Source organism: Kitasatospora sp. NPDC048239, from assembly GCF_043202015.1.
GTDB lineage: Bacteria > Actinomycetota > Actinomycetes > Streptomycetales > Streptomycetaceae > Kitasatospora.
Genome location: NZ_JBICZP010000015.1, coordinates 106,769 through 126,283, shown reverse-complemented (window position 1 = coordinate 126,283; position 19,515 = coordinate 106,769). Strand labels below are relative to the sequence as shown.

The following is a 19,515-nucleotide window of genomic DNA, read 5'->3' as shown; positions in this document are numbered from 1 at the left end:
AGGAGTTCCCAGATGAGTGAGGAACTTCTGCACCACCGGGTGCGCTGGGTCCGCGATGGAGCCATCGCCCGGATCGAACTGGCCAGCCCGGACACCCGCAACGCCCTGGACGGGAACATGGCCCTCGGCCTGCGCGAAGCGACCGCCCGGCTCCTCGCCGGCGCGGCCGACGGCACCCTGCGCGCCACCCTCCTGACCGCCCAGGGACCGGTGTTCAGCGTCGGGGGCGACCTCCGCTGGTTCGCCGACACCCCCGACCCCTCGGGGCGAATCGGCGAGACCGCGGCGATCCTGCACGAGGCCCTGAACACGCTCGCCCACATCCCGCTGCCGGTCGTCAGCGCGGTCCACGGCACCGTCGCCGGCGGAGGCATCGGAATCGCCCTGAGCGCGGACATCGTGCTCGTCGGCAGCGCAGCCAGGCTGAGAGTGGCATACACGGCAGCGGGGCTGTCACCCGACTGTGGGGTGTCCTGGTTCCTGGCCCGCCGCATCGGACTGGCCCGGGCACTCGACCTCGCCCTCACCAACCGCATCGTGACCGCGGACGAACTCCATCGCTGGGGGCTGGTCAGCCGAGTAGTGGCGCAGGAGGCCCTGGCACGCGAAGCCGAGGAAGTGGTCCGACTCCTCGCAAAGGGATCCGCCCCGGCGATCGCCGCCACCAAGCGAGTCCTCCGCGCCGCCTCGGAGCCGCCGTCCGGCCTGAAGACCCAGCTCGAAGCCGAGGCGATCTCGATCGCCGAGTTGCTCGGCGGCCCGGACGGCCGAGAAGGGCTCAGCGCCTTCCTGTCGAAGCGCACGCCGGTGTTCACCACACCTGTGTCGCCCGCAGTGGAAGCGCCGTCGTCGCCGCTGCCCTGACCATGGTCGCGGTGTTCGGCGGCGTTGTCTTCAACCACGACCCGACGCCGACCACTGCTGGGTATAACCCAACCGCAGAACGTGAAAACCCGGGGTGCCGGGCGGCCACCACCGCCCGGCACCCGGTCCTCTTTCCATCCCCGGGGACTTGTCTTCCTGGCCAACCGGAACACAGACATCTATTTTCACTCGCACAAATATTCGAACATCTACTACCGTGGAGGGCCCGGGAGGGACGCTGTCAGGAGGGCCGCCGTCATGACCACTCACCCAGGAGGGCCCACCGGAACGGACTCTCGTGCAACCTTGCTTGTCTCCTCCGGCGAACGAGACAGTCTGAGGTGTCTGGTGAAGGCCGGATCGGCGGGGTGAGCCATGTCCGTACGCAGCACAGACGCGGGCGACGCGTACCGCCTGGTCGAGGGCCAGATGAAGGAGCGGCAGATTCTCCACCTGCGCCTCGCCCAGCCGTGCTTCGAGGTGCACACCGAGCTGTTCGACGTCCTCGCCCAGATCACGCCCGTCGTGCAGGCCCTGCCACCGAACGCCGCCGTCCTCGACGTCACCGGCGCGCTGCGCTACTTCGGGCGCAGCCCGGCCGGGATCGCGGACCTGGTGCAGACCCGGTTCGCGGCGCACTTCGGCCTGCTGGTCTCGGTCGGCGGTGCCCGTACGCGGATGCTCGCCCAGCTGCTCGCCGACACCACCCCGCTCGGCGGCGTCCGGATCGTCGACGACCCCGACGAGGCCCTGGCCCTCCTGCACGCCCAGTCCGTACGGGCGCTGCCCGGCGTCGGCCCGGTACTGGGGAGCGCGCTGGTGCGCTGCGGCGTGGAGACCGTCGGCCAGCTCGCGAGCCTGCCCGTCTCCACCGTGCAGCGGGTGGCCGGGACCAGCGCCGGGCGCCTGCTATTTGAAACTTGGGTTCCTGCCCCGGCGGAGGGGTTTCGCAGCCCATCCTGTCCCGCTCCCGGTAGAGGGTGTTGTCGGGCATGCGCCCACCAACGCCGACGAGGTCGTCCAGGCGATCCCCCAAGCCTCCTACGGTGGCCTACGGGCGGCGAAGCAGTGCCTTACCTCTCAAGGTCCGCGGTTGTGGCTGCACCACCACGGCGGACGGTGTCGGCCATCGCCCGGTGGGCAGCTTCGGCTGCGTCGGCGCTCGGGGCAGGCACCGGGGACCCCTCCACGGTGTACCACTCGTCGGCGCCGTCGTACTGGACGTCCAGAATCGCCTGGCGGCCGTCCCAGGTGGTGCGCAGGGTGAGGTCGCCGGTGACGACGCCGACCTCGACGGTCATGACGCCGCCTGGCCCAGCGGTGATGCCGGTGGTGACGATCGGCTCGGCCCCGGCGGCGGCCCGGCCCGAGGTGCTCATGAGCCCGCCGGGCAGGTGTCGAGCATCTGGCCGACCGCGGCTTTCTCCGGCTTGGTGACCGTCAGCTTGTAGTAGCTCTTCACGTCCGTCCAGGCCTTGGCGTGGTTGCACCATGCCGACTGGAGCAGTGGCTTCCACTGGTCGGGGCTCTGGTCGCCCTTGGAGCGGTTGGAGGCGGCGGAAACAGCCAGGAGCTGTGGGCGGGTCAGGTCGTTGGCCAGGGCCTTGCGCTGGTCGTCGGTCCAGCTGTCCGCCCCGGCCCGCCAAGCCGCCGCAAGCGGCAGATCAGTGACAGACACCCGTCATGATCGCCAACCGCGGCCGCCCACATGCGGGCTTTACGGAACTCGCGCCGTAGCAGTCGGTGCCTGTTGGCATCGTGGCCGTTCACGCTCAGCCTAGAAAGGAGGCTGCCAGTCGCCCCAAGACGTCGCGTGGCCAGGCGGAGGCCAGTACTCCGAGTAGCCCGGGTAGAACCACTGCCGGCCGATCCATTCGCACTCCGGTATCGGCCCTTCCCAGTCGTCGGTGCACCGGTCCTCCCAGCCCCGTCCCACCATCACCGGCCGGGTCACAGCATTGCCCGCGACCTCCTGCACCCGCAGGACCAAGCCGATGCCGGCGGCCCCGGGGTTGCCCCGCGGACCATAGGACACACCGAGCGCCCCACACTCGGAAGCGTGCAGAAGGAACCGCTCCAAATCTGCCGGCACGCAGGCCGTCAACTCCCTTCCCCAGAGTGTGACCTGGGGTCCGAAGGCCGCGTCGACCGCGACGCAGAACAGCTGCCCGCGGATGAAGTAGCCGTACACGGCAGGCTCCGTGGGCCTCTCGCCGAACGCGACGCCCAGGGTGTTCGGTTCCGACGGCCCGGCCTGGAAGCGGTGCAGCTCGCTCATGCCCGACAGCGCGGCAGCGACTTCGATGATCGGCATGCCGAACCGCAACGGCCCGACACCGTCCAGGGGCATCAGCTCCCAGTCCGTCCGCGCCCGCCTCAGCACGGCATCCCGGTGCTCTACCGCCGCCATCTGTCCGCCCATCCCCGCCCCACGCCGAGCCCCTGGCTCCGGCACCCTCTCACCCTGGGATTACACCAGGTCCAAGATCGTTCACGGAACTCGCGCCAGAGCCAGTCTGCCGCGTCCGCTGACATGCCGCCCTGGAAACCTGCTTGGCTGTCCGCTGCCGAGCTGCGATGATGCCTCAGCTTCGCAACCGGAGGATATTTGTTCGTTTTCGTGTGCGCGGGGTGCGGCGCCGAACTGACCGCCCCGCTGTCCCAGGTTGTCCTGCCGGCCCATGCCCGTCAGCAGTACGGAAACGGTATTCAGCTCCCTGTGCTGATGGCACCGGGCGCGTTCGCGGTGGATCCGGAGCCGTGGGGGCCGCCGTGGCGGAGGTGGGACGAGATCGATCCGGACGAGGCGGCCGCCCGCGGTATCCATGCGCCGGTCCGCACCCTGTCCGATGGCGTGCCCGGCGCGATCGTCGTCGCACCCGGAGATACCCGCGGCACCCGGCTGCTCCCGGAGAAACGCGGCGGCGCCTGCTGCGGTATCGACGGGGCAGACGGCCCCAACATGGCCTGCGAGGCCTGCGGGCTGCCCGTGGCGAGCCGGATTGACGACTGCTCGCTCTGGCAGGCGGTGTGGCTTGCGCCGGACTCCGTGCACCGCCTGCCTGTCGACGGTGCCCAGAGCGCACCGCTGTCCTGGGCTGAGCTGATGGCGGTGGAGAAGGGCACGCCTCCGTTCGAGCCGATCGCGACGTGGGGGTCGCGTCAGGGATCGGGCCACTTCTGGTCGTGGAGCCCGCAGTGGGAGGCTGCGGCCGGCCGGGCGCTCGCTCATCTCCTGGCGGCCTCGCAAGGCCGACCGGTGACTGTTCCGGACGGTCTGACCGGGGAGGTGTTCCGGCGAGCCCTCGACGCTCTGCTGCCAGCGGGCCCGTCGATGCGACGTGCCGTCCTGGCCGGACCGGGGCTGCCCGCCCCCGGCGATGGCGCCGACATCCTCCTCGTGCCGAGCCATCCGCAGACGGGAGGCGTCTGGGCCCCGGCCGAATCAGCCGGCCCCACCGCCGCGGCACACCTGGTGCCGTTGCCGGTCGGCGTGTGGCTGTGGCTGGCCTTCCCCGAGCCGCATCTGCCGGTCCCCGCCTCGGGCACCATGCCCTACGACGTCCTGCGAGACGACCCGCCCGCTCCACGCGCCCACCGGATGTTCCGGGCCGATCCGGAAGTCTTCCAGCACACCCTGGTGCGGCTGCCGGCGGTCCGCACCCCATGGCTGCGGGCGATCCTTGAGAAGCACACCCAGTACATGCGCATGGGCCTGTTCTAGCCTGCGTCCGCCGGTCCAGCCCCGACCCCGACAGCCGCCCTGCGCAGGCACACCGACCCCTGGGGATGCCTACGCGTCCTACTGAGGTGGTGACCGGGGTTCGACCACGGCCTGTCTCAGCCGTTGCCCTGATCCACGGTGGGGGGCGGTTGAAGGCCCTGGACGGGGCGGGTGTGGTGGCAGGCATTCTCGCTGACCACTCCGGGGTGGTCCTTCAGCGCCCATACGAGACGGTCGGCGTGGCCGCCGGGCAGGCCCTCGAAGTCGAACTCCACGATCAAGGGGTACTGCCGGCTGTCCATCCGGGGCCGGATCGTCGTCACGACATCCTGCGCTCCGTCGAGCCAGAGCTGCAGCACGACGCCGCCGGCGAGTATCCGGTGGCCGAGCCCGTCCGTGGAGACGGGCTCATGGCCGTTGAGACACCTTGTTCCAGTTTTTACAGAACACCAGGTCAAGAGCATGATCCAGAAATCAGCTGCTTCAGAACCACTGGCACGACACAGCCGTGACGGAACATCACGGGCCCTCCCGGCGCCCGCAGCAGGCCTGGCCAGCGCTCGCCCCCTTGGCGTGGGGTGCGGGGCGTCTACGACGCCCGCACCGGCCCGAACCGCTCCACCGGCTTCTCTCCGGAAGGCACGTGGAGGTCCATCAGCACGATCGGGTTCAGGAAGTCCTGCCCGCTGTTCGGGCCTGCCATGTCCTCCCCCGCAGGTAGCAGCGGAACCACTCGGCGAAGGTCAGGTCGTAACGGTAGAACTCGTCATCGGCACCCACATAGACGACGATGCACCACCCGTACCGGGTGTCAGTACGGGGCCAGGAAGACGGACTCCCCGTGCGCCGTCGACAGGACGGGAATCAGCCCGTCCGGGGCACCGAACCCCAAGGGCTCGCGAAACCCGGGAAAGTTCTCCTCCGAGAACTCGCAGTCCTCGTAGGCGACCACGGTCTCCCGCATGTAGACACCCAGGTTAAAGGCTGTGTCGTTGCGGGGCTACAAAGGGTGATCGAGTGCCCGATCAGAATCGGCGCGTACAGCCCCGTCAGCTCCTTGAAGTCGCCTGGCAGCTCAACGCCCAGCTCCGCCTCGAGCTCACGCCAGCTCTCGTCCGACGCCCCGGGCCCACTGGGCGGCCCGATGACGGCCTGGACCTCATCCAGATGGTCGACCACAACCGGTCTCCTCTCACAACTTGGGACAGTTCGCGGTGCCCTTTGTGGTACCGCCAGTCGCGTTTTGCGTGATCACGCAGTGCTTGAAGACATTGTCTTCAAGCATGAAGTACGTGTACTCCAGAGTCTCGGGCACACCAGAATTGCCATTCCGATAGTGCGGTTCGATCTCCACAGCCACATGCTTCCCTGATTTTATGGATTGGACGATGCCTCTCTCCACACCAGTGCTCAGATACGGCGTATTGGTCTCCCGGTAATCGGCAACAAGGTTACGGAGATCGATCCCCGACCCCTTCGCGGCTGCCGGTATCAGGTGGCCGTTCGCGGCTATATTGCCTTCGTTCCGGATCTCGTCCATCCCGGGCGGCGATGGCCGGCGGCCGGGCCCGGGCGGCAGTCCGACGGACCGACAACGGGCGAGGGCAGGCGGCGGCCTGACGGGCTGGCAGCAGCCGAAAGGCGGGCGGCGGCTGTCCTCCGACAGGTGATCTTGACCGTTTGCCAAGCGATCTTGACCACCGATGGAGCGGGATGCGAGTAGGTGCTGGTTGCTGCCCTGACACCCTGGTCCCATGGATGACTTTGCCGGTACGCAGGCTCCGATTCGCCGACTGACAGATCCCGCCGAGGCGGTCGCCGCGTTGGAGAGCGCGGTTCCGAGCCTGGCGTCGCTGCGTCTGCCAGCGGCCAGGAACGTCGACTGGCGGCAGGTGGAGACCGAACTGGGCACTGCCCTGCCGAAGGACTTCAAGCTCCTTCGCGAGCTCTACCCGACCTTCGCTCTGGGGGACTTCCTCGGCTTCGGCGGTCCGGAGCGCGGCCACGAGCAGTCCTGGGTGCAGGGTCTGCGCGGAACACTGGAGGACGTGGAGGAGCGGTGCTCGGAAGCGGACCTCGCCGTGCCGTTCCACCCCTATCCCGCGCCGGACGGGCTCCTCCCCTGGGCCGGCTCGAACCAGGGCGATCTCTTCCTGTGGGCCACCAGCCCTGCCGGGCCGCAGGAGTGGACGGTCACGGTCGCCTCGCGAAACTCCGCCTGGTGGAACTACACCGGCGGAGCCGTTCAGTTCCTGGCCGACCTGGTCACGGGCGCGGTGGAGCCGTGGGCCCTGCCCAGGGTCCGTTCCGACGTCGCGAGATGGTGACCGGAGCCGGCCGGGCAGGGCCCCTCGGCGGCTCCCGCACTCGCACGGCGCCACCGGCGAGAACCCACCCCGGCCGGTCGAGATCAGTTGGCAATCGGCCAAGATCACCTGTCGCAGGACAGAGGCGGGTGACCCATCTCAGCGAAGTTTGACCGCCGATATCAGGGGGCGTCGCTCTCGACGGTCGAGGGGTAGAGGACGTTCGAGGTCACGGGTCTGCCGGGTGAGGGGTCAGACGGCGCACTCCAGGATCCGGCCGTCGGAGGTGCCGACCAGCAGGCGGCCGGGTTCGGTCGCGGTGAGCGCGGTCGGGACGGCCGGGACGCCGGCGATGGTCAGCCGGTGTCGCCAGCGGGGGGTGCCGTCGTGGAGGCCGAGGGCGAGGAGCTCGCCGTTGCGGTAGGCCAGGTAGGCAGTGTCAGCTGCGGTGTCGAGGTCGGTGGCGACGTGGTCGGTCCGGAAGATCCAGCGGGGCGCGCCGTCGGCGGCCGCGCGGCGGACGACGAAGGAGCCGCCGGGCTGCAGGCCCCGGCCGTCGTAGATGGTGCCGGCGTACACCAGGTCGCCGTCGCCGGTCTCCACCCCCGGGCCGGGGAAGTGCGTCTGCCCGGGCTCCCACGAAAGCGGGAACAGGGGGTGGGTGCCCGTCCCCCGGGAGGAGCGTGCCGCGAGCCAGTCCTGCTTGGGGCCCCGACGGGCTCGTGCGCTCTGGCGGACGTAGTCCCGGCTGCCGCGCCGGATCCGCAGGCGATCCCGCCGCTCGACGTACGCAGTGGCCCGGTGCCGGATCAGCAGACCGTCCTCGCGGTCGCCTGGTGCAGGCCGTTCTGGCGCGTCCTCCTCCTCGTGGAGGATGGCCAGCAGGCCGACGTCGGGCAGTTCCTCGACCGCAAGGACCTGATACCGGGGCTCCCAGTCCGGGCTCAGCGCCGAGAGTGCTGACCGGGCCTCGTCACGTCCGTCGGGCCGCGGAGCGGGTACCCGGGGGCCGGCCAGGTCTGCGGGTACGAGCGAGTGGGGCGCGACGGCGTGCCAGTCGGGCCGCCGCACGATGGCGACGTGGCCCTCGCTGTGGGCCGTCCGTTCGTCCTTGTAGTCGTCGTACGGCGCCATCAGGACCCGCAGTGCCTGCCCGTCCAGCCATGTCAGCCCGAGAACCTGCCGGCCCATGTCGCCCTCGATGAGGGAGCGCGCAGCTCCCGTCTCCCAATCCAGCAGGAGCAGCTCGCCCTCGAAGAAGTAGCCGCCGTCGTACTCCCCCGTCCCAACGGCGAGCAGGGGTTCCGTCGGGTGGAAGGCCAGGGCCTGCACCGGGAACCGGGTCCGGAGCACGGCCCGGCAGCCGAGGTCCCCCATGCCATACACCGCCACCGTGGCCATCTGGGCGAACCCGGGCCCACCCGCCACGGCGAGCAGACCACGTCCCTCGTCGGACACAGCCAGGACAGGCTCACCGACCTCGGCAAACGGGCGCGCACCGAGGACACGCAGAACACGGAGCGGGGAAGTCATGCCGGAGATTCTCCCAGCCGGTGCCGTCGCACACACGAGCAGGCCTTGGCCAAGACCACGCGGCCAGCCGCCCTCTTGAATCGGCCGCCAACCGCGGACGACGGCCACCCGCGCCCGGCCCCGGAGCGCCCGGAACCCGCACCGCTCCCCCGCCAGATCCCCCCGGCGAACTCCCACAGGAAGGGGTGCAACCCGCCCCCGGGGTCGCGCAGGTCATGGCCGCCATCCGCGCCCCGGCCGTGCGGTCGGCCCCGTACCCGGCCCGAGGCGGTCCTCGCGGACAAGACACCTCACGGCGCCAAGCGGTCAAGTCGGCGGCTGCGGATGCCGGGATAGCCTGTCTGATCGTTCGAATTTGGGGGCAGGATCGTGATCCAACTTCCCGAGGGGTCCTGGTGGGACTGGGACGTCGTCGACTGGAACGCCGTTCAGTTTCGGCTGGGCGCGGGCTATGACCTGTCGTACCACCATGGTTTGAAGTTGGTCTTCGGCGACCCGGTCTTCGTCATGTGTCCGGCGGTCTTCCAAGATCCGACGTTTCGCGATCCGACACCGGACGAGGTCCAGCTCGTGTCCCGGCAGGTCGGGGAAGCACCGGCGGTGGTAGTCGCATTCGAAGCCGACGCGGGCGGCTCTGAGCCCGCCTCCGGGCTGATCGCAGCCGGGCAGCTGAAGTCGTCCAGGGGATCGTCTTCCGGTACTGGCGCGGGAATCTGGCGGCCGGGGAACGTCTGGCCCCGTGGGTACGACCGCCAGTGGCGTGATCGCTCTCCGGCCTATGCGGCCAGTGCGCTGGGCTCTCCACCTGCGGCAGGGAAGGCCGTGTCCTCGTCGAACAGCCGGCGGTTCTTGAGGCAGTGGTGAAGCTGGCCGTGCATGCGGTTGAACAGGTTGCGCTGGGCGGCGGCGGGCCGGCCGCGCCGGGGTGATCCGGCCCAACGGGCGAGGACGGGACGGCGGGCGGGAGCTCCGTCACCAACAGCCGATCACGCAACACCCCCACACCACCCGATCGCCCCCTCCCGGCGGGCAGCAGCGCACCAGGGCCAAGGGCTCCTGGCGGCCGCCCGGGCTAATCGGTCCTCTCTGACGCCGGCCGCCCCAGCGCCTCGTAGCTATCGGCCGGGCGCCGACCCGGCCACCGCAGCCGGCGCTTGGCCGCGGGAAGCCTCACGCTGAGCCTCTCGCTCTCGGCGTCGACCCCGTGCTCGATGTCGAGTCTGCCCATCAGCCGCGGATCGTCCAACAGCGCGCCCATGATGCCGAACGACGGGGCGATATTCCGGGCGAAGACGACCAGTTCCCCGGTCGCCCGCCTCCGCTCCTCGGTCGTCTGCACATGGTGCGGGTCGCCGTATCCGAGGTCGTCCAGTGCGCGCACCAGATTGTCGGCACGCCCGTCGACGAGCTGCCAGATGTAGGTGATCCCCACCGGCCCCGTCAGGGCGAGCGCACGATGATGGCGCAGCATGCGCAGCCGGTGCTCGCCGAGCTCCCTGCGCACCGCGACCCGCTCCTGCGGCACGGCATCGACGAGAAGGACGGCGGCACGTTCGAAAGCGGCAGCGAGCGTCTCGGCCTCGACGTAGACCGCCTCCCGCCTGTCGCGGGTCCTCGCGTCCTGCTCGGCTCTGTCGTGCCGCCGATTTGCCTGCATGGTGACGTACGTCCCGGCACACGCAACACCAGCCGACACCACCGAGGCGATCCCCGTGATGAACGCGGGCTCCATACCCCTCCTCGCCGTGCGCACCCCTGCCCCGGGTCCGACAGCGCCGGATACCGACAGCGCCACCCGCACCCCCAACCGGCTCCCTACCCACCACACGCCCACCCACCGGTCCACACGACACCAACCAGGGCGATCCGGCGGTAGGCGCCGACGACGGCCGCACCGGCCCGCAACGGGAACCGGGACGCCGCCGACGGATCGCACGTAGCCCTTGGGCGGCAGCACCAGCAGCGGCAGCTGCTTGTGGTCCATCTCCCAGACCCGCCCGCGCAGGGCGTCCGGGCGGCGCAGGTAGACCCCCGCCGCGCGACAGCCACTCTCGCCGGTGCGCCAGGCAGCGCGTTCGGCCGGGGTGAGCTCGGCGGCGAACGCCTGGTACAGCGTGGTCGGCTTGACCGGACGTGCGCGGCGGTCAGCGTGTCCTGCTCGCGCAGCGCCTGAAGGCGCTCCACCGTCGTCCGCCGCTGCTCGTCCGGCACCTGCTTCACGACCGAAGTGTCAGTGGGACCGGAAGGCCCCCGCCGAACAACAGCGCGGGGAACACCCCTTCAAGCGAACCTGTCCCGAACCGGTTGCACGCCGCCCGCGCCGTAGTCCCTGACCCTTGTCCCGTCTCGGTGGCCTTTGAGCGCGTCTCAAGGCTTCCTGCGCAGATGCTAGGCGGCCATGGGGACTTGCCCTATGGCAGGCAGACCAGGAGCATGCGAGCCATGGCGGACATGACGGCAGTGATAGGGCTGATCGGCGGGTTAGGCGCCGCAGTGATTGGTGCGGCGGGTGGAAGCCTGCTGCAACGATCAAGGCACAAGCAGGAGAGTGCCGTGGTCGCTGCGGAGAGGGCCGAGACGGAGCGTGAACGAGAGCGGCTCGCCAAGCAAGTGGCGCTGGAAATTGCCACGTCCGCACGGACCGCCAACCACGCCATGTTGACGGCCATGGGGCGAATCCAGCAGGACGCCGAGGCAGGCAGGCCGGTGGATGCCAGCCGCTTCGACGAAGAGGTCGGAAGCCTTGAAGCGGTCCTGGTGGCCTCACTACACCGGCTCGCGGCAAGCGGGGTGGCCGTCGCTCCAACAGCGTCATCTTCGGGCGATCAGAGACCGTACGCAGCGGTGATCGCAGAGGTCGCCGGGGCCATGCGGAAACACCTCCTCTCAATTGCGGACGGCACCGGCTCCAGCGCCGGCGATCTAGCGTCCACCCTCCAGGCAGCCCGCGTCGTGTCCGAAGATCTGAACCGCTTTCTGTTGGCACAGACGGAACTCATCATCGAGAGGCCCGTGGGCTTCAGGATGGCTGTCGACGTGGTCTGAAGCGTCCTGCCCACCGAGTTGCTGCTCAGAGTCCGATGAGACTGCCCAAGGTCAGCGAGCCCGGATAATCCTCATGAAAGGGTGATCCGCGGTTGTTGACGATCTTTGGTTTTCGAAGGAGTTGTTGAAGGCTCCAGGGGGTCTGGGGCGACTCCGGGCCGGTGCCGTCATCAAACGATGGCACGGTCAAGGCCGCAGGAACGGGAACAGCAGGACCCACCACCATCCTCCCGGCGCGGCCACCAGGGCAGCAGTGCAACAGATCCCCGTCCAACCCCAACCTGCTTGTCAGCCGATCCCGACCGGCCCCGCATGCCAGGCGCAGAGGGGCCGGACCCTGCGGGGCGGAGGACCATCAGATCCCCCGCCCTGTCTGCTACCCAAGCCCACAACAGCATGGCGGCGGCGGACCACGACGGGGCCCCCACCTGCCCAGCAGGCCCCCAGCGGCCCTCCGGCAACCCCGACGACTGGCACGGCGCCAGGCCCAGCCCGACAAGGCTGGCAAGGGGCTGCCGGGGTCAGTAGCCCTCGCGTACCTCGAAGGCGCCACTGTCCCAGTACACGGACGGCTCGTCGGCCTCGCTCGGCCAGTCGCTCTGCAGATGGCGGCGGCCGTGTCCCAGGGCCCCGACCCGGTGCGAGCTCAGCCGCCCCGCCATCAGGTCGTCCGCCTCAGCGTCCGTGATCGGCAGCACGGTCCGGTACTGCGCGTCCCTCGAGGCGACCCAGTCGACGTACTCGGTGAAGACGCTCACGAAGGCCTGCGAACAGAGGCCGCAGCGTTGGACGGAGACGATGAAGTGCGAGTCGTCCTGAATCATCCTCTCGACCCGGACCCCGGTGCGGCTCTGGTGGTGCGCCCGCGCCACCACGGCGTCCTCCGCACAGCACGCTGCACACCCGAAACCCGCGGACTCCATCACGTCACCCCCCATGAACGCGCCCCCCTTCGCCCGTGGTCCACATGCTACTTGGGCCCCCGGGGCCGATCTCCGCGGGGCACCGGGGGCGGCACCCGCAGGACCGGACCGGCGGGCATCCCCGGACAGACCCGGAAGAGGCCGCCGGGACGGACCCGGGTGGCACGGGCACGGGCACGGGGTGCGGCATCCGCCCGCGGACCCCACTCCAGACAGGACCTGCGTCAGCGACGGACAACAGGTCACCATGACCGCCTCCTCCCGCAACAGCGTCTTCTACCAACAGTTCCTACAAGTACTCGAGGACGCCAACCCCACCGGCGAGATCGTTGTCGTCACCGACAACCTGTCCTCCCACAACAGCCTGTCCACCCGCACCTGGCTCGAGGACCATCCCCGGATACGACATGTCCTCATCCCCGTCGGCGCCTGCTGGCTCAACCTCCAGGAAGGCTGGTGGCGCATCTTCCGCAGGGCCGCCCTCGCCGGCCAGTCCTTCGCCGGCCCCGACGAGATCGACCAGGCCACCCGCCTCGCAACCACCCAGCTCAACGCACGTGCCAAGCCCTGGATCTGGGGCGGACCGCTCCCACCAACCCGCCAATGCCGACGGCGATTTGTGTACCGCCTTTGAGGAATCCAGCACTAGGGAATCCCCTGACCTGCAGTTCCTGTGGGGGTGAGAAGGCTCCTCCCTAGCTTCTGAAGATCCTTTTCCCCGGCGGGGCCCTGCCGGGGGGGGTAGCGAGGGCGGAGGGGGCGTACGGGCGTACCTCTTGCGCCCTCTTGGCGCCCTCTTGGCGCCCTGGCTCATGCCGCCACCGCTGTGCTTGCCTGCGACTGGCATGGGGCAAGTCGGGTTGTGAAGGTCGGGCGTGCCGGTGCTGCTGGTCTTGGGCATGGTTGGGGACGCTTGTATACGGGGGATTTCATGGCCGCTGTGCGGGAGAGCGATGTGTTCGGGGCGTCGCAAGTGCGGGTCTTCTCGGCTGAGGGTGAGGTGGTCGGTGCCGGGTTTCTTGTTGCCGCCGATGTGGTGTGCACCTGTGCCCACGTCGTGGCCCGGGCGCTCGGAGTACCGGACAGTGCGCGGGCGGCGCCAGGTGAGCCAGTGGATCTCGACTTCCCACTGCTGGAGGGCCGCCCCAGGACGCGGGCGACCGTGGTGTCGTGGCGGCCCGGCGGGCAGGACACCGCACTGTTGAGGCTGGAGACGGCCGTGGAGGGCACGCGGCCGGTGAAGCTGGTCGACGGGACCGGCGTATGGGGCCACACATTCCGGGCGCTGGGCTACCCGAGTGGTGCCGATCGTGGGGTGTGGGCCTCTGGCACCTTGCGGGCCGGGCAAGGCTCGGGCTGGGTGCAGATGGAGGCGCAGGAGCCGGGGCCACGGATCTCGGGAGGGTTCAGCGGGTCACCCGTGTGGGACGACGCGCAGGACGGGGTCGTCGGTATGACGGTTGCCGCGCATGTGGGCGAGCGCACCGCCTATCTGCTGCCGTCGGCCGATCTGGTCGACGAGGAGACGCTGCGGTCGCGCTGCCCGTTCCAGGGCCTCGCGCCTTTCTCGGAGGTCGACGCGGAGTTCTTTCATGGTCGCGCAAGTGACATCGCGCGTGTGTGCGCGGCTGTACGCAAGCGGCCGGTGACGCTGGTCGCGGGGCCCTCGGGGTGCGGGAAGTCCTCGCTGGTAGGGGCGGGGGTGCTGCCACGGCTGCGGTCCGGGGGGATGGGTGTTTCCGAGGTTCGGCCTGTGCCCGGTGTGCGGGCGTCCGCGGTGTTGGCGAGGGTACTGACCGACGTCTTGCAGCCGGGGCTCGGCGAGATCGAGCGGCTCGCCGGGGCGGAACAGTTGGCAAGGCTGCTGGATACCGGCGACGGTGTCCCGGCCGAGTTGCGAAGCAGGATTCTTGCCCGTAGTGGCGAGGCCGGGCACGTGCTTTTCGTCGACCAGTTCGAGGAGTACGCGGCCGCCGAAGCTGCCGCCGCCCGTGACCTGCTGGAGTTGCTCGCCGCGCTGGCGGGCAAGGAAGGAGCGGCGGTGCTGCGGGTCGTCGCGACCGCGCGGCCTGACTCGCTCGACGTGCTGGTGACAGCCGTGACGTCCGATCTGGTGAGCGACGCCGTGGAGTTCCTGGCGCCGCTTGCCGCCGAGGGCCTGGAGCAAGCGGTGGCCGGGCCGGTCGATGACATGCCGGGGCTGTGGTTCGAGCCGGGGCTGCCGGAGCGGATCGTCGCGGATGCGGGCGACGAGCCCGGACGGATGACCCTGGTCCAGTTCGCCCTGACCGAGCTGTGGGGGCGTCGCAGCCGGTCGATGTTGACCCACGCCGCGTACGACGAGCTGGGCGGGGTGGCAGGGGCGCTGGTCGGGTACGCGGACGACACGCTCGACGGGCTGACACCGTCCCGGCGAGAGCTGGCCAGGCGGCTGTTTGTGCAGCTGGCCCGGCCGGACGGGGACGCCTTCCTCCGCCGGCCCACCCGTGCCGCCGACCTGACCCCGGAGCTGATCGAACTGGCGAGGGAGCTGGCGCCGAGCAAGCTCATTGTCCTCTCCCGAGGCCCGGGCGGTGCTGAGGAGATCGTCGATCTGGCACACGAGGCGCTGACCCGGCTCTGGCCACGCCTCCAACGCTGGCTGGCCGACTCGCGGGATTTCCGCGCGTGGCAGGAGCAGTTACGGGCCGACCTGCGACGGTGGCAGGCACAGCAGAGAGAGTCGCCCCGGCTGTTGAGTGGTACCGATCTCGCGGAGGCGGAACGCCGACTGGCCGCGCAGCCTGACGACATATCCGTTGACGAGCGCGGATACGTATTGCTGAGCCGGCGCCACTCCCGGCGCGGCGCCCGTATCAGGAAGGCTGCCCTCGGAGCGCTGTCCGTCCTCACCGCGCTTGCCCTCATCCTGGCCTGGTTCACGGTGCGCAGTCTCCGGGAGACCGAGGAGCAGCTTCGGATCCAGGCCGCGGCCCTGTTGGCCCAGGCCGCCGAGGACACTCCCGGCAGCAATCCGGCGACCGCGCTCCAGCTGTCACTGGCCGCGTGGAGCATCCAGCAGACCCCGAAGACCCGCGATGCGCTGATGCACCAGTACGCGCGGGGGCAGTACCTGGTGGGCGCCTATCCGTCCGTGTGGAAGGGCCAGTTCCAGGGCATGGAGGCCACAGCGGACGGCCGTACTCTCGTGGTGGCGTCGAAGCCGTCGGGCGGCGATGTGTATACGTTCACCGTCGTCACCGGCGTCCTCGAAGGAAAGATCCGGGCCTCGGAACTCGGCGGAGTCTCCGCCGGTGGTCTGGCGACTGCGCTCAGTCCTGACGGTAGCCTTTTCGCCTTGGCCGCGAGGGACTCGGTTCGGCTGTGGCGGTTGAACGACGGGAAGGGCGGGGAGCCCGTCGTCCTGGACCGAGGGGAGCACGGGATCGCCGAAGAGCCTGGGGCGAGCCTGGACTTCAGCAGCGATGGGAAGCGCTTGCTGCTGACGACGGGCGACCTCTCCATGGACTGTTACAAATACCCCGAGCGGTGTGTCCCGTCCTTCGCCGAAGCGTGGGAGGTGCATTCCGGTGACCGGCTGCCCGTCGCGGACAGCCTCGTGGCCGGCCTCAGGCTGAGCGGTGCGGCCTTCACCACGGACTCGGACGCGGTCGCGGTGACCTATTGGGGAAAGGACGTGCGGGAGGTCGCGGTCAAGGACCTCGTCACCGGCCGCGAGCTCTACCGTCCGGATCCGCCGCCCGAAAGCGTGTCCTCTTCCGCCCCGCTTGTCCGGTCGGGAGGCGAAGTCGCGCTCTCGGCGGTTGGTGGCCGTCCGTATGCCCAGGCACTCGGCCGCACAGCCGGACCCGGCGTCGCGTTGCCAGACACCAGTGCGTACGCCTCAGTCGATGTCACGGGGAACTACGGCGTCGAGGGCACTCCTGGCATCGGGGAGGTCAAGGAGGGCGGGTACGTCGAGTCGACCCTGACCGATGTGCGCACGGGGCAGGTATATCGCACGCGCGTACCCACCGCGCGTGAGATCAGCAACGGACGCCCGGAGGTCGCGGCGGTGCCGCGGGCGGACGGCACGCTCACCGTTCTCGTACCCGTCGGCACGACGCTGATGGCACTGCGGGCCGAGCGGTCGGGCCACGAACGGTTCCGGGCCGGGGACCAAGGGAGAGACAGATTCGCGCTGTCGCCCGACGGGAACCTCGTCGCCAGGCTCCGCGACAACTCCCTTGAAGTCCTGGACGCCTCCCGCACGGTCCTGCAGTCCGTGGAGGTTCCGGCCCCGGGAAAGGCCAACGACTCGAGGGTCACATGGACCGCCGACTCGCAGGCGGTCGTGGTCTGGGAACGCGACGCCGGCCTTCAGCGCGCCTACGAGGCATCCGACCTCAGGCAGAGCGTGCCGCTCCCCCGGGAAGCCCAGAAGGGGGAGAAGGTCGAGAGCATCGTCGGAGTACAGGGGCGCGAGATCGTCCTGCTGACCGAGAACGGCACGCTGGCACGGCTCGACGCCACCCGCGGGACCGTCCTCACCCAGCCCTTCCTCGCCCACCCCGGACCCAACACCAACGGGCTCGGCAGCATCTTCGTCAAGGGCCTGCTCATGGCCCGCCCCTCACACCCGGGTCAGGTCGCCGTCGTCACCAGGGCGGGAAGCGCCCTCGGCGAAGTCCTGCTGTGGGACGTCCGCGCGCCGGAGCAGGTCGCGACATTGACGGGCCCCGCCGTAAGCGCGCCCCCTTTCGGGCAGGAGTCCGACGGCAGCTCGCTCGCCTTCAACCGCGACGGCTCGCGGCTCGCCGTGCAGAACTCCGACGGAACGGTGCGCATATGGGACGTCGACCGCCGGGAGCGGCTGCGGGAGGAGGTGCCGCGCCCGACCTTGAGCCACCTGATCGGGTTCACGCCGGACGGCGGGCTCGTTATGTACCTGAACGGACTGATCAGGGTCCACGATCTGACGAACGGATCTTTCGTCACGCTGGCGGTTGCGGAGTCGTCCACTGAGGAGATCACCGACACCACTGCCCGGCTCACATCGGACAGCCGGCTGGTGATCGACAACAAGGCAGGCCGCCGGGCCTTCGACCTCCGCCCCGAAGCCCAATTCCGTACGCTCTGCGCAGGCGCCGGACGCGACTACACGAAGGACGAACGCAAGCTCCTCCCGAAGGGAACCCCCTCCAAGCCGCCCTGCTCCTGAAGGACCCATCGCACCGCGGGCAGCTCGCCAAGCTCCAACTGCCTCGATTCTGTAACCAAGTTGCTCACCACCACCGGCCTCCGGCACCCGTTGCCACAATGCTTTCCATGACCGGTTCAGAGAACGTTCGTCTCGACGATGGCACCACGGTTCGCTTCCTACTCACGAACGCCGGCCCACCCGCCTCGAAGCGCGACGACCCGGGCGACGGCCTCGGCGCGCTCGTCCCCGTGGGCCGGCGGGGAGACGCTGTCGCTGCTATCGCCGCCGACGCGTTGCGTGGCACGCTCAGGCCGCTCGGCGCCCTGGTCCAGGAGGTCCACGCCGCCATGACGACGGTGCCCGCGCCACCTACGGAGATCACCGTCACGTTCGGCGTGCAGCTGACCCAGGACCTGAAGCTGGGCATCGTCAACGGCAACGGCCAGGCCCACCTAACCGTCACCGCCAGCTGGAGCCCGGAGCAGGCCGCCCCGACCCCGCCAGCCTGACCGCAGCGGCAAGGCATACACGGGCAGCCGCCGAACCTGCTGCGGACAACCGACGGGACCCAGCAACAGTGCACCAAGGCCACAGCTCCCGGCGGTCCAGCAGGTCGAGGGAGGGCAGGTGGAAGTGGTCCAGGTGCTCGTGGGTGGGCACGACGGCGTCCGGCCGGGGCATCAGGCCGGTGTCGACCGGGCCGCACCGGCCATCGGGCGGCCGGTGCGAGCTGACCGCGCTACGACATCGGCCAGACCACCGGCCACTGGCCTCCCTGACCGCAGTGCGGGGCCATGATCGGCGGCTGGGTGACCGGCCGTCGGCTCAGAGAGGCGAGATCACTCCTCGTACCACTGCTCTGTCCCGAGCCTGGCCTCGCTGATGGCGGTGTCACCAACACGGGCGGCACGCACCCACACACCGAGGCCGTAGATCTCCATGTCCCCGCTGCTGGGAAACCGCAGGCCGAGGTCGTTGTCCGCGAGGTACCTACCGATGTCCGATTCGACGGCGGTGACCGGCCGGCCGACGAGCGGGATGCCGTCGAGGAGGACCTGGGGGCCGGATCGCCCAAGGGCGGTGACCGCAGCAAGGAGTGGGCCGCGTCCTTGCTCCCACCCCAGGTAGTGCGCGCGGACGCCGGCGGCCGCGAACCACTCATCGGTCAGCCGCTCCTCCGCAGGGTCGCCTTGGGCCGCCCAGGGGGTGCCTGCGGGGAAGGGGTGGTAGGTGCGGCGCGAAGATGCCGTCTCCCCGCCCAGGGCAGCCGACACCTGCTCCGGCGTCATCTCGAACCGCAGCGGCCCCACCCGCTCCAGCGGCACGCACTGCCACCGCGGCCGGTCCCGCTCCGGCCGTACCGTCCACGGCCCCGGTTCGGGGTCGGGGCGCCGGGAGTTGCTGCGCCAACTGGCCACGTTCGCGTCGCCGTACGGGTCCTCGGCCAGGCCGGGCCCGGTCACCAGCAGGTCGGTGATCATGGCATCCTGCCGCTGCTGGAAGCCCTCGGCATCCGGCAGCCACTGCTGGACCGCACCCACCGAGACCCCCCACGCCGGCACGTCCTGCTCCCCTTCGGCGTTCGGCACTTCCGTCACCCCGCACCGCAGCGCCAGGCGGCTGATGTCCGCGCGCACATCGGAAGGCGCCCGGCCGACCAGCACCACACTCTCCAGCCGCACCAGCGGCCCACGGTTCGCGTCGATCCCCACGGCCACCAGCTGCTCCTGCGGCCCGAAGATCGTGCTCACGCCGTGCTGGCGGTACCGGTTCCACCGCCGCAGGCCGCCGCTGAGGACACCGCCCGCGGCGTCCTCGCCCATTGCCACGTGAACCTGCTCAGGGGACATCCCGAACCGCAGCGGCCCCACCCCCACCAGCGGCTCCAGCACCCAGCTCGCCCGGCCGCCGACTCCGAAACCCATCCCGACCCCCATG

18 protein-coding genes and 1 pseudogene are annotated in these 19,515 nt (G+C 70.0%); 9 read left to right on the top strand and 10 right to left on the bottom strand.

Annotated elements, in window-relative coordinates; translation table 11 throughout:
• Positions 1-12 precede the first annotated feature (12 nt).
• Together ACGFZP_RS31620 and ACGFZP_RS31615 are read left to right on the top strand one after the other, a co-directional pair.
• A complete protein-coding gene (locus tag ACGFZP_RS31620) occupies positions 13-864 on the top strand; it encodes an enoyl-CoA hydratase/isomerase family protein (protein ID WP_392939536.1) in 852 nt (283 codons plus the stop codon).
• Positions 865-1,239: 375 nt separating this feature from the next.
• Positions 1,240-1,503: pseudogene (locus tag ACGFZP_RS31615) on the top strand (hypothetical protein); the annotation flags it as partial.
• Between the two features lie 434 nt (positions 1,504-1,937).
• On the opposite strand, the gene ACGFZP_RS31610 reads toward ACGFZP_RS31615, so the two are convergent.
• The 3 genes from ACGFZP_RS31610 to ACGFZP_RS31600 all read right to left on the bottom strand — a co-directional run bounded on the left by ACGFZP_RS31610 (position 1,938) and on the right by ACGFZP_RS31600 (position 3,286).
• The gene (locus tag ACGFZP_RS31610; protein WP_392939534.1) at positions 1,938-2,243 is read right to left on the bottom strand and encodes a hypothetical protein; all 306 of its coding nucleotides are present in this window, start codon (positions 2,241-2,243) and stop codon (positions 1,938-1,940) included.
• Positions 2,240-2,542, bottom strand: a complete 303-nt coding sequence (locus ACGFZP_RS31605; protein ID WP_392939532.1) for a hypothetical protein — start codon at positions 2,540-2,542, stop codon at positions 2,240-2,242. The genes ACGFZP_RS31610 and ACGFZP_RS31605 overlap by 4 nt, the downstream gene beginning before the upstream one ends.
• A 99-nt stretch (positions 2,543-2,641) precedes the next feature.
• Positions 2,642-3,286, bottom strand: coding sequence for a hypothetical protein (locus ACGFZP_RS31600; RefSeq protein WP_392939530.1), 645 nt, complete (start codon positions 3,284-3,286; stop codon positions 2,642-2,644).
• A gap of 186 nt (positions 3,287-3,472) precedes the next feature.
• On the opposite strand from ACGFZP_RS31600, the gene ACGFZP_RS31595 reads away from it, so the two are divergent.
• Complete coding sequence (locus ACGFZP_RS31595; RefSeq protein WP_392939528.1) at positions 3,473-4,588, top strand: hypothetical protein; 1,116 nt, start codon at positions 3,473-3,475, stop codon at positions 4,586-4,588.
• A 116-nt stretch (positions 4,589-4,704) separates the two neighbouring features.
• Here the strand turns inward: ACGFZP_RS31595 and ACGFZP_RS31590 are convergent, their stop codons facing one another.
• The 3 genes from ACGFZP_RS31590 to ACGFZP_RS31580 all read right to left on the bottom strand — a co-directional run bounded on the left by ACGFZP_RS31590 (position 4,705) and on the right by ACGFZP_RS31580 (position 6,128).
• On the bottom strand, positions 4,705-4,947 hold the full coding sequence (locus ACGFZP_RS31590) for a hypothetical protein (RefSeq protein ID WP_392939527.1): 243 nt from the start codon (positions 4,945-4,947) through the stop codon (positions 4,705-4,707).
• 452 nt (positions 4,948-5,399) lie between these two features.
• Entirely contained in the window at positions 5,400-5,552 is a 153-nt protein-coding gene (locus tag ACGFZP_RS31585) for a hypothetical protein (protein WP_392939525.1), read from the bottom strand.
• 228 nt (positions 5,553-5,780) lie between these two features.
• The gene (locus ACGFZP_RS31580) at positions 5,781-6,128 is read right to left on the bottom strand and encodes a DNA/RNA non-specific endonuclease (protein WP_392939523.1); all 348 of its coding nucleotides are present in this window, start codon (positions 6,126-6,128) and stop codon (positions 5,781-5,783) included.
• Positions 6,129-6,342: 214 nt separating this feature from the next.
• Between ACGFZP_RS31580 and ACGFZP_RS31575 the strand changes: the two genes are divergently transcribed.
• On the top strand, positions 6,343-6,915 hold the full coding sequence (locus ACGFZP_RS31575) for an SMI1/KNR4 family protein (protein WP_392939522.1): 573 nt from the start codon (positions 6,343-6,345) through the stop codon (positions 6,913-6,915).
• A gap of 231 nt (positions 6,916-7,146) precedes the next feature.
• Here ACGFZP_RS31575 and ACGFZP_RS31570 read toward each other — a convergent pair whose 3' ends face one another.
• Positions 7,147-8,352, bottom strand: a complete 1,206-nt coding sequence (locus ACGFZP_RS31570) for a hypothetical protein (RefSeq protein WP_392939520.1) — start codon at positions 8,350-8,352, stop codon at positions 7,147-7,149.
• Between the two features lie 444 nt (positions 8,353-8,796).
• Here ACGFZP_RS31570 and ACGFZP_RS31565 point away from each other — a divergent pair, with 444 nt between their 5' ends.
• Complete coding sequence (locus ACGFZP_RS31565; protein ID WP_392939518.1) at positions 8,797-9,291, top strand: hypothetical protein; 495 nt, start codon at positions 8,797-8,799, stop codon at positions 9,289-9,291.
• Between the two features lie 208 nt (positions 9,292-9,499).
• Here the strand turns inward: ACGFZP_RS31565 and ACGFZP_RS31560 are convergent, their stop codons facing one another.
• Positions 9,500-10,159 carry a hypothetical protein gene (locus ACGFZP_RS31560; RefSeq protein ID WP_392939517.1) on the bottom strand — a complete coding sequence of 220 codons (660 nt, stop codon included), beginning with the start codon at positions 10,157-10,159 and terminating at the stop codon, positions 9,500-9,502.
• 710 nt (positions 10,160-10,869) lie between these two features.
• Here ACGFZP_RS31560 and ACGFZP_RS31555 point away from each other — a divergent pair.
• Positions 10,870-11,472, top strand: a complete 603-nt coding sequence (locus tag ACGFZP_RS31555) for a hypothetical protein (RefSeq protein WP_392939515.1) — start codon at positions 10,870-10,872, stop codon at positions 11,470-11,472.
• 521 nt (positions 11,473-11,993) lie between these two features.
• Here the strand turns inward: ACGFZP_RS31555 and ACGFZP_RS31550 are convergent.
• Positions 11,994-12,344 carry a hypothetical protein gene (locus ACGFZP_RS31550; protein WP_392939513.1) on the bottom strand — a complete coding sequence of 117 codons (351 nt, stop codon included), beginning with the start codon at positions 12,342-12,344 and terminating at the stop codon, positions 11,994-11,996.
• Between the two features lie 298 nt (positions 12,345-12,642).
• Between ACGFZP_RS31550 and ACGFZP_RS31545 the strand changes: the two genes are divergently transcribed.
• The 3 genes from ACGFZP_RS31545 (at position 12,643) to ACGFZP_RS31535 (ending at position 18,086) form a co-directional block, all read left to right on the top strand.
• On the top strand, positions 12,643-13,029 hold the full coding sequence (locus ACGFZP_RS31545; RefSeq protein WP_392939512.1) for a transposase: 387 nt from the start codon (positions 12,643-12,645) through the stop codon (positions 13,027-13,029).
• A 297-nt stretch (positions 13,030-13,326) separates the two neighbouring features.
• Positions 13,327-17,595, top strand: coding sequence for a trypsin-like peptidase domain-containing protein (locus ACGFZP_RS31540; protein ID WP_392939510.1), 4,269 nt, complete (start codon positions 13,327-13,329; stop codon positions 17,593-17,595).
• 107 nt (positions 17,596-17,702) lie between these two features.
• On the top strand, positions 17,703-18,086 hold the full coding sequence (locus ACGFZP_RS31535; RefSeq protein WP_392939508.1) for a CU044_2847 family protein: 384 nt from the start codon (positions 17,703-17,705) through the stop codon (positions 18,084-18,086).
• 330 nt (positions 18,087-18,416) lie between these two features.
• On the opposite strand, the gene ACGFZP_RS31530 is transcribed toward ACGFZP_RS31535, so the two are convergent.
• Positions 18,417-19,502, bottom strand: coding sequence for a hypothetical protein (locus ACGFZP_RS31530; protein ID WP_392939507.1), 1,086 nt, complete (start codon positions 19,500-19,502; stop codon positions 18,417-18,419).
• Between the last annotated feature and the right edge of the window lie 13 nt (positions 19,503-19,515).

Excerpts from the sequence above, each read along its gene's own strand:
- ACGFZP_RS31620 (WP_392939536.1), top strand. The coding sequence starts at position 13 with ATGAGTGAGGAACTTCTGCACCACCGGGTGCGCTGGGTCCGCGATGGA.
- ACGFZP_RS31610 (WP_392939534.1), bottom strand. The coding sequence starts at position 2,243 with ATGAGCACCTCGGGCCGGGCCGCCGCCGGGGCCGAGCCGATCGTCACC.
- ACGFZP_RS31600 (WP_392939530.1), bottom strand. The coding sequence starts at position 3,286 with ATGGGCGGACAGATGGCGGCGGTAGAGCACCGGGATGCCGTGCTGAGG.
- ACGFZP_RS31585 (WP_392939525.1), bottom strand. The coding sequence starts at position 5,552 with ATGCGGGAGACCGTGGTCGCCTACGAGGACTGCGAGTTCTCGGAGGAG.
- ACGFZP_RS31580 (WP_392939523.1), bottom strand. The coding sequence starts at position 6,128 with ATGGACGAGATCCGGAACGAAGGCAATATAGCCGCGAACGGCCACCTG.
- ACGFZP_RS31575 (WP_392939522.1), top strand. The coding sequence starts at position 6,343 with ATGGATGACTTTGCCGGTACGCAGGCTCCGATTCGCCGACTGACAGAT.
- ACGFZP_RS31560 (WP_392939517.1), bottom strand. The coding sequence starts at position 10,159 with ATGGAGCCCGCGTTCATCACGGGGATCGCCTCGGTGGTGTCGGCTGGT.
- ACGFZP_RS31555 (WP_392939515.1), top strand. The coding sequence starts at position 10,870 with ATGGCGGACATGACGGCAGTGATAGGGCTGATCGGCGGGTTAGGCGCC.
- ACGFZP_RS31545 (WP_392939512.1), top strand. The coding sequence starts at position 12,643 with ATGACCGCCTCCTCCCGCAACAGCGTCTTCTACCAACAGTTCCTACAA.
- ACGFZP_RS31540 (WP_392939510.1), top strand. The coding sequence starts at position 13,327 with ATGGCCGCTGTGCGGGAGAGCGATGTGTTCGGGGCGTCGCAAGTGCGG.
- ACGFZP_RS31535 (WP_392939508.1), top strand. The coding sequence starts at position 17,703 with ATGACCGGTTCAGAGAACGTTCGTCTCGACGATGGCACCACGGTTCGC.
- ACGFZP_RS31530 (WP_392939507.1), bottom strand. The coding sequence starts at position 19,502 with ATGGGTTTCGGAGTCGGCGGCCGGGCGAGCTGGGTGCTGGAGCCGCTG.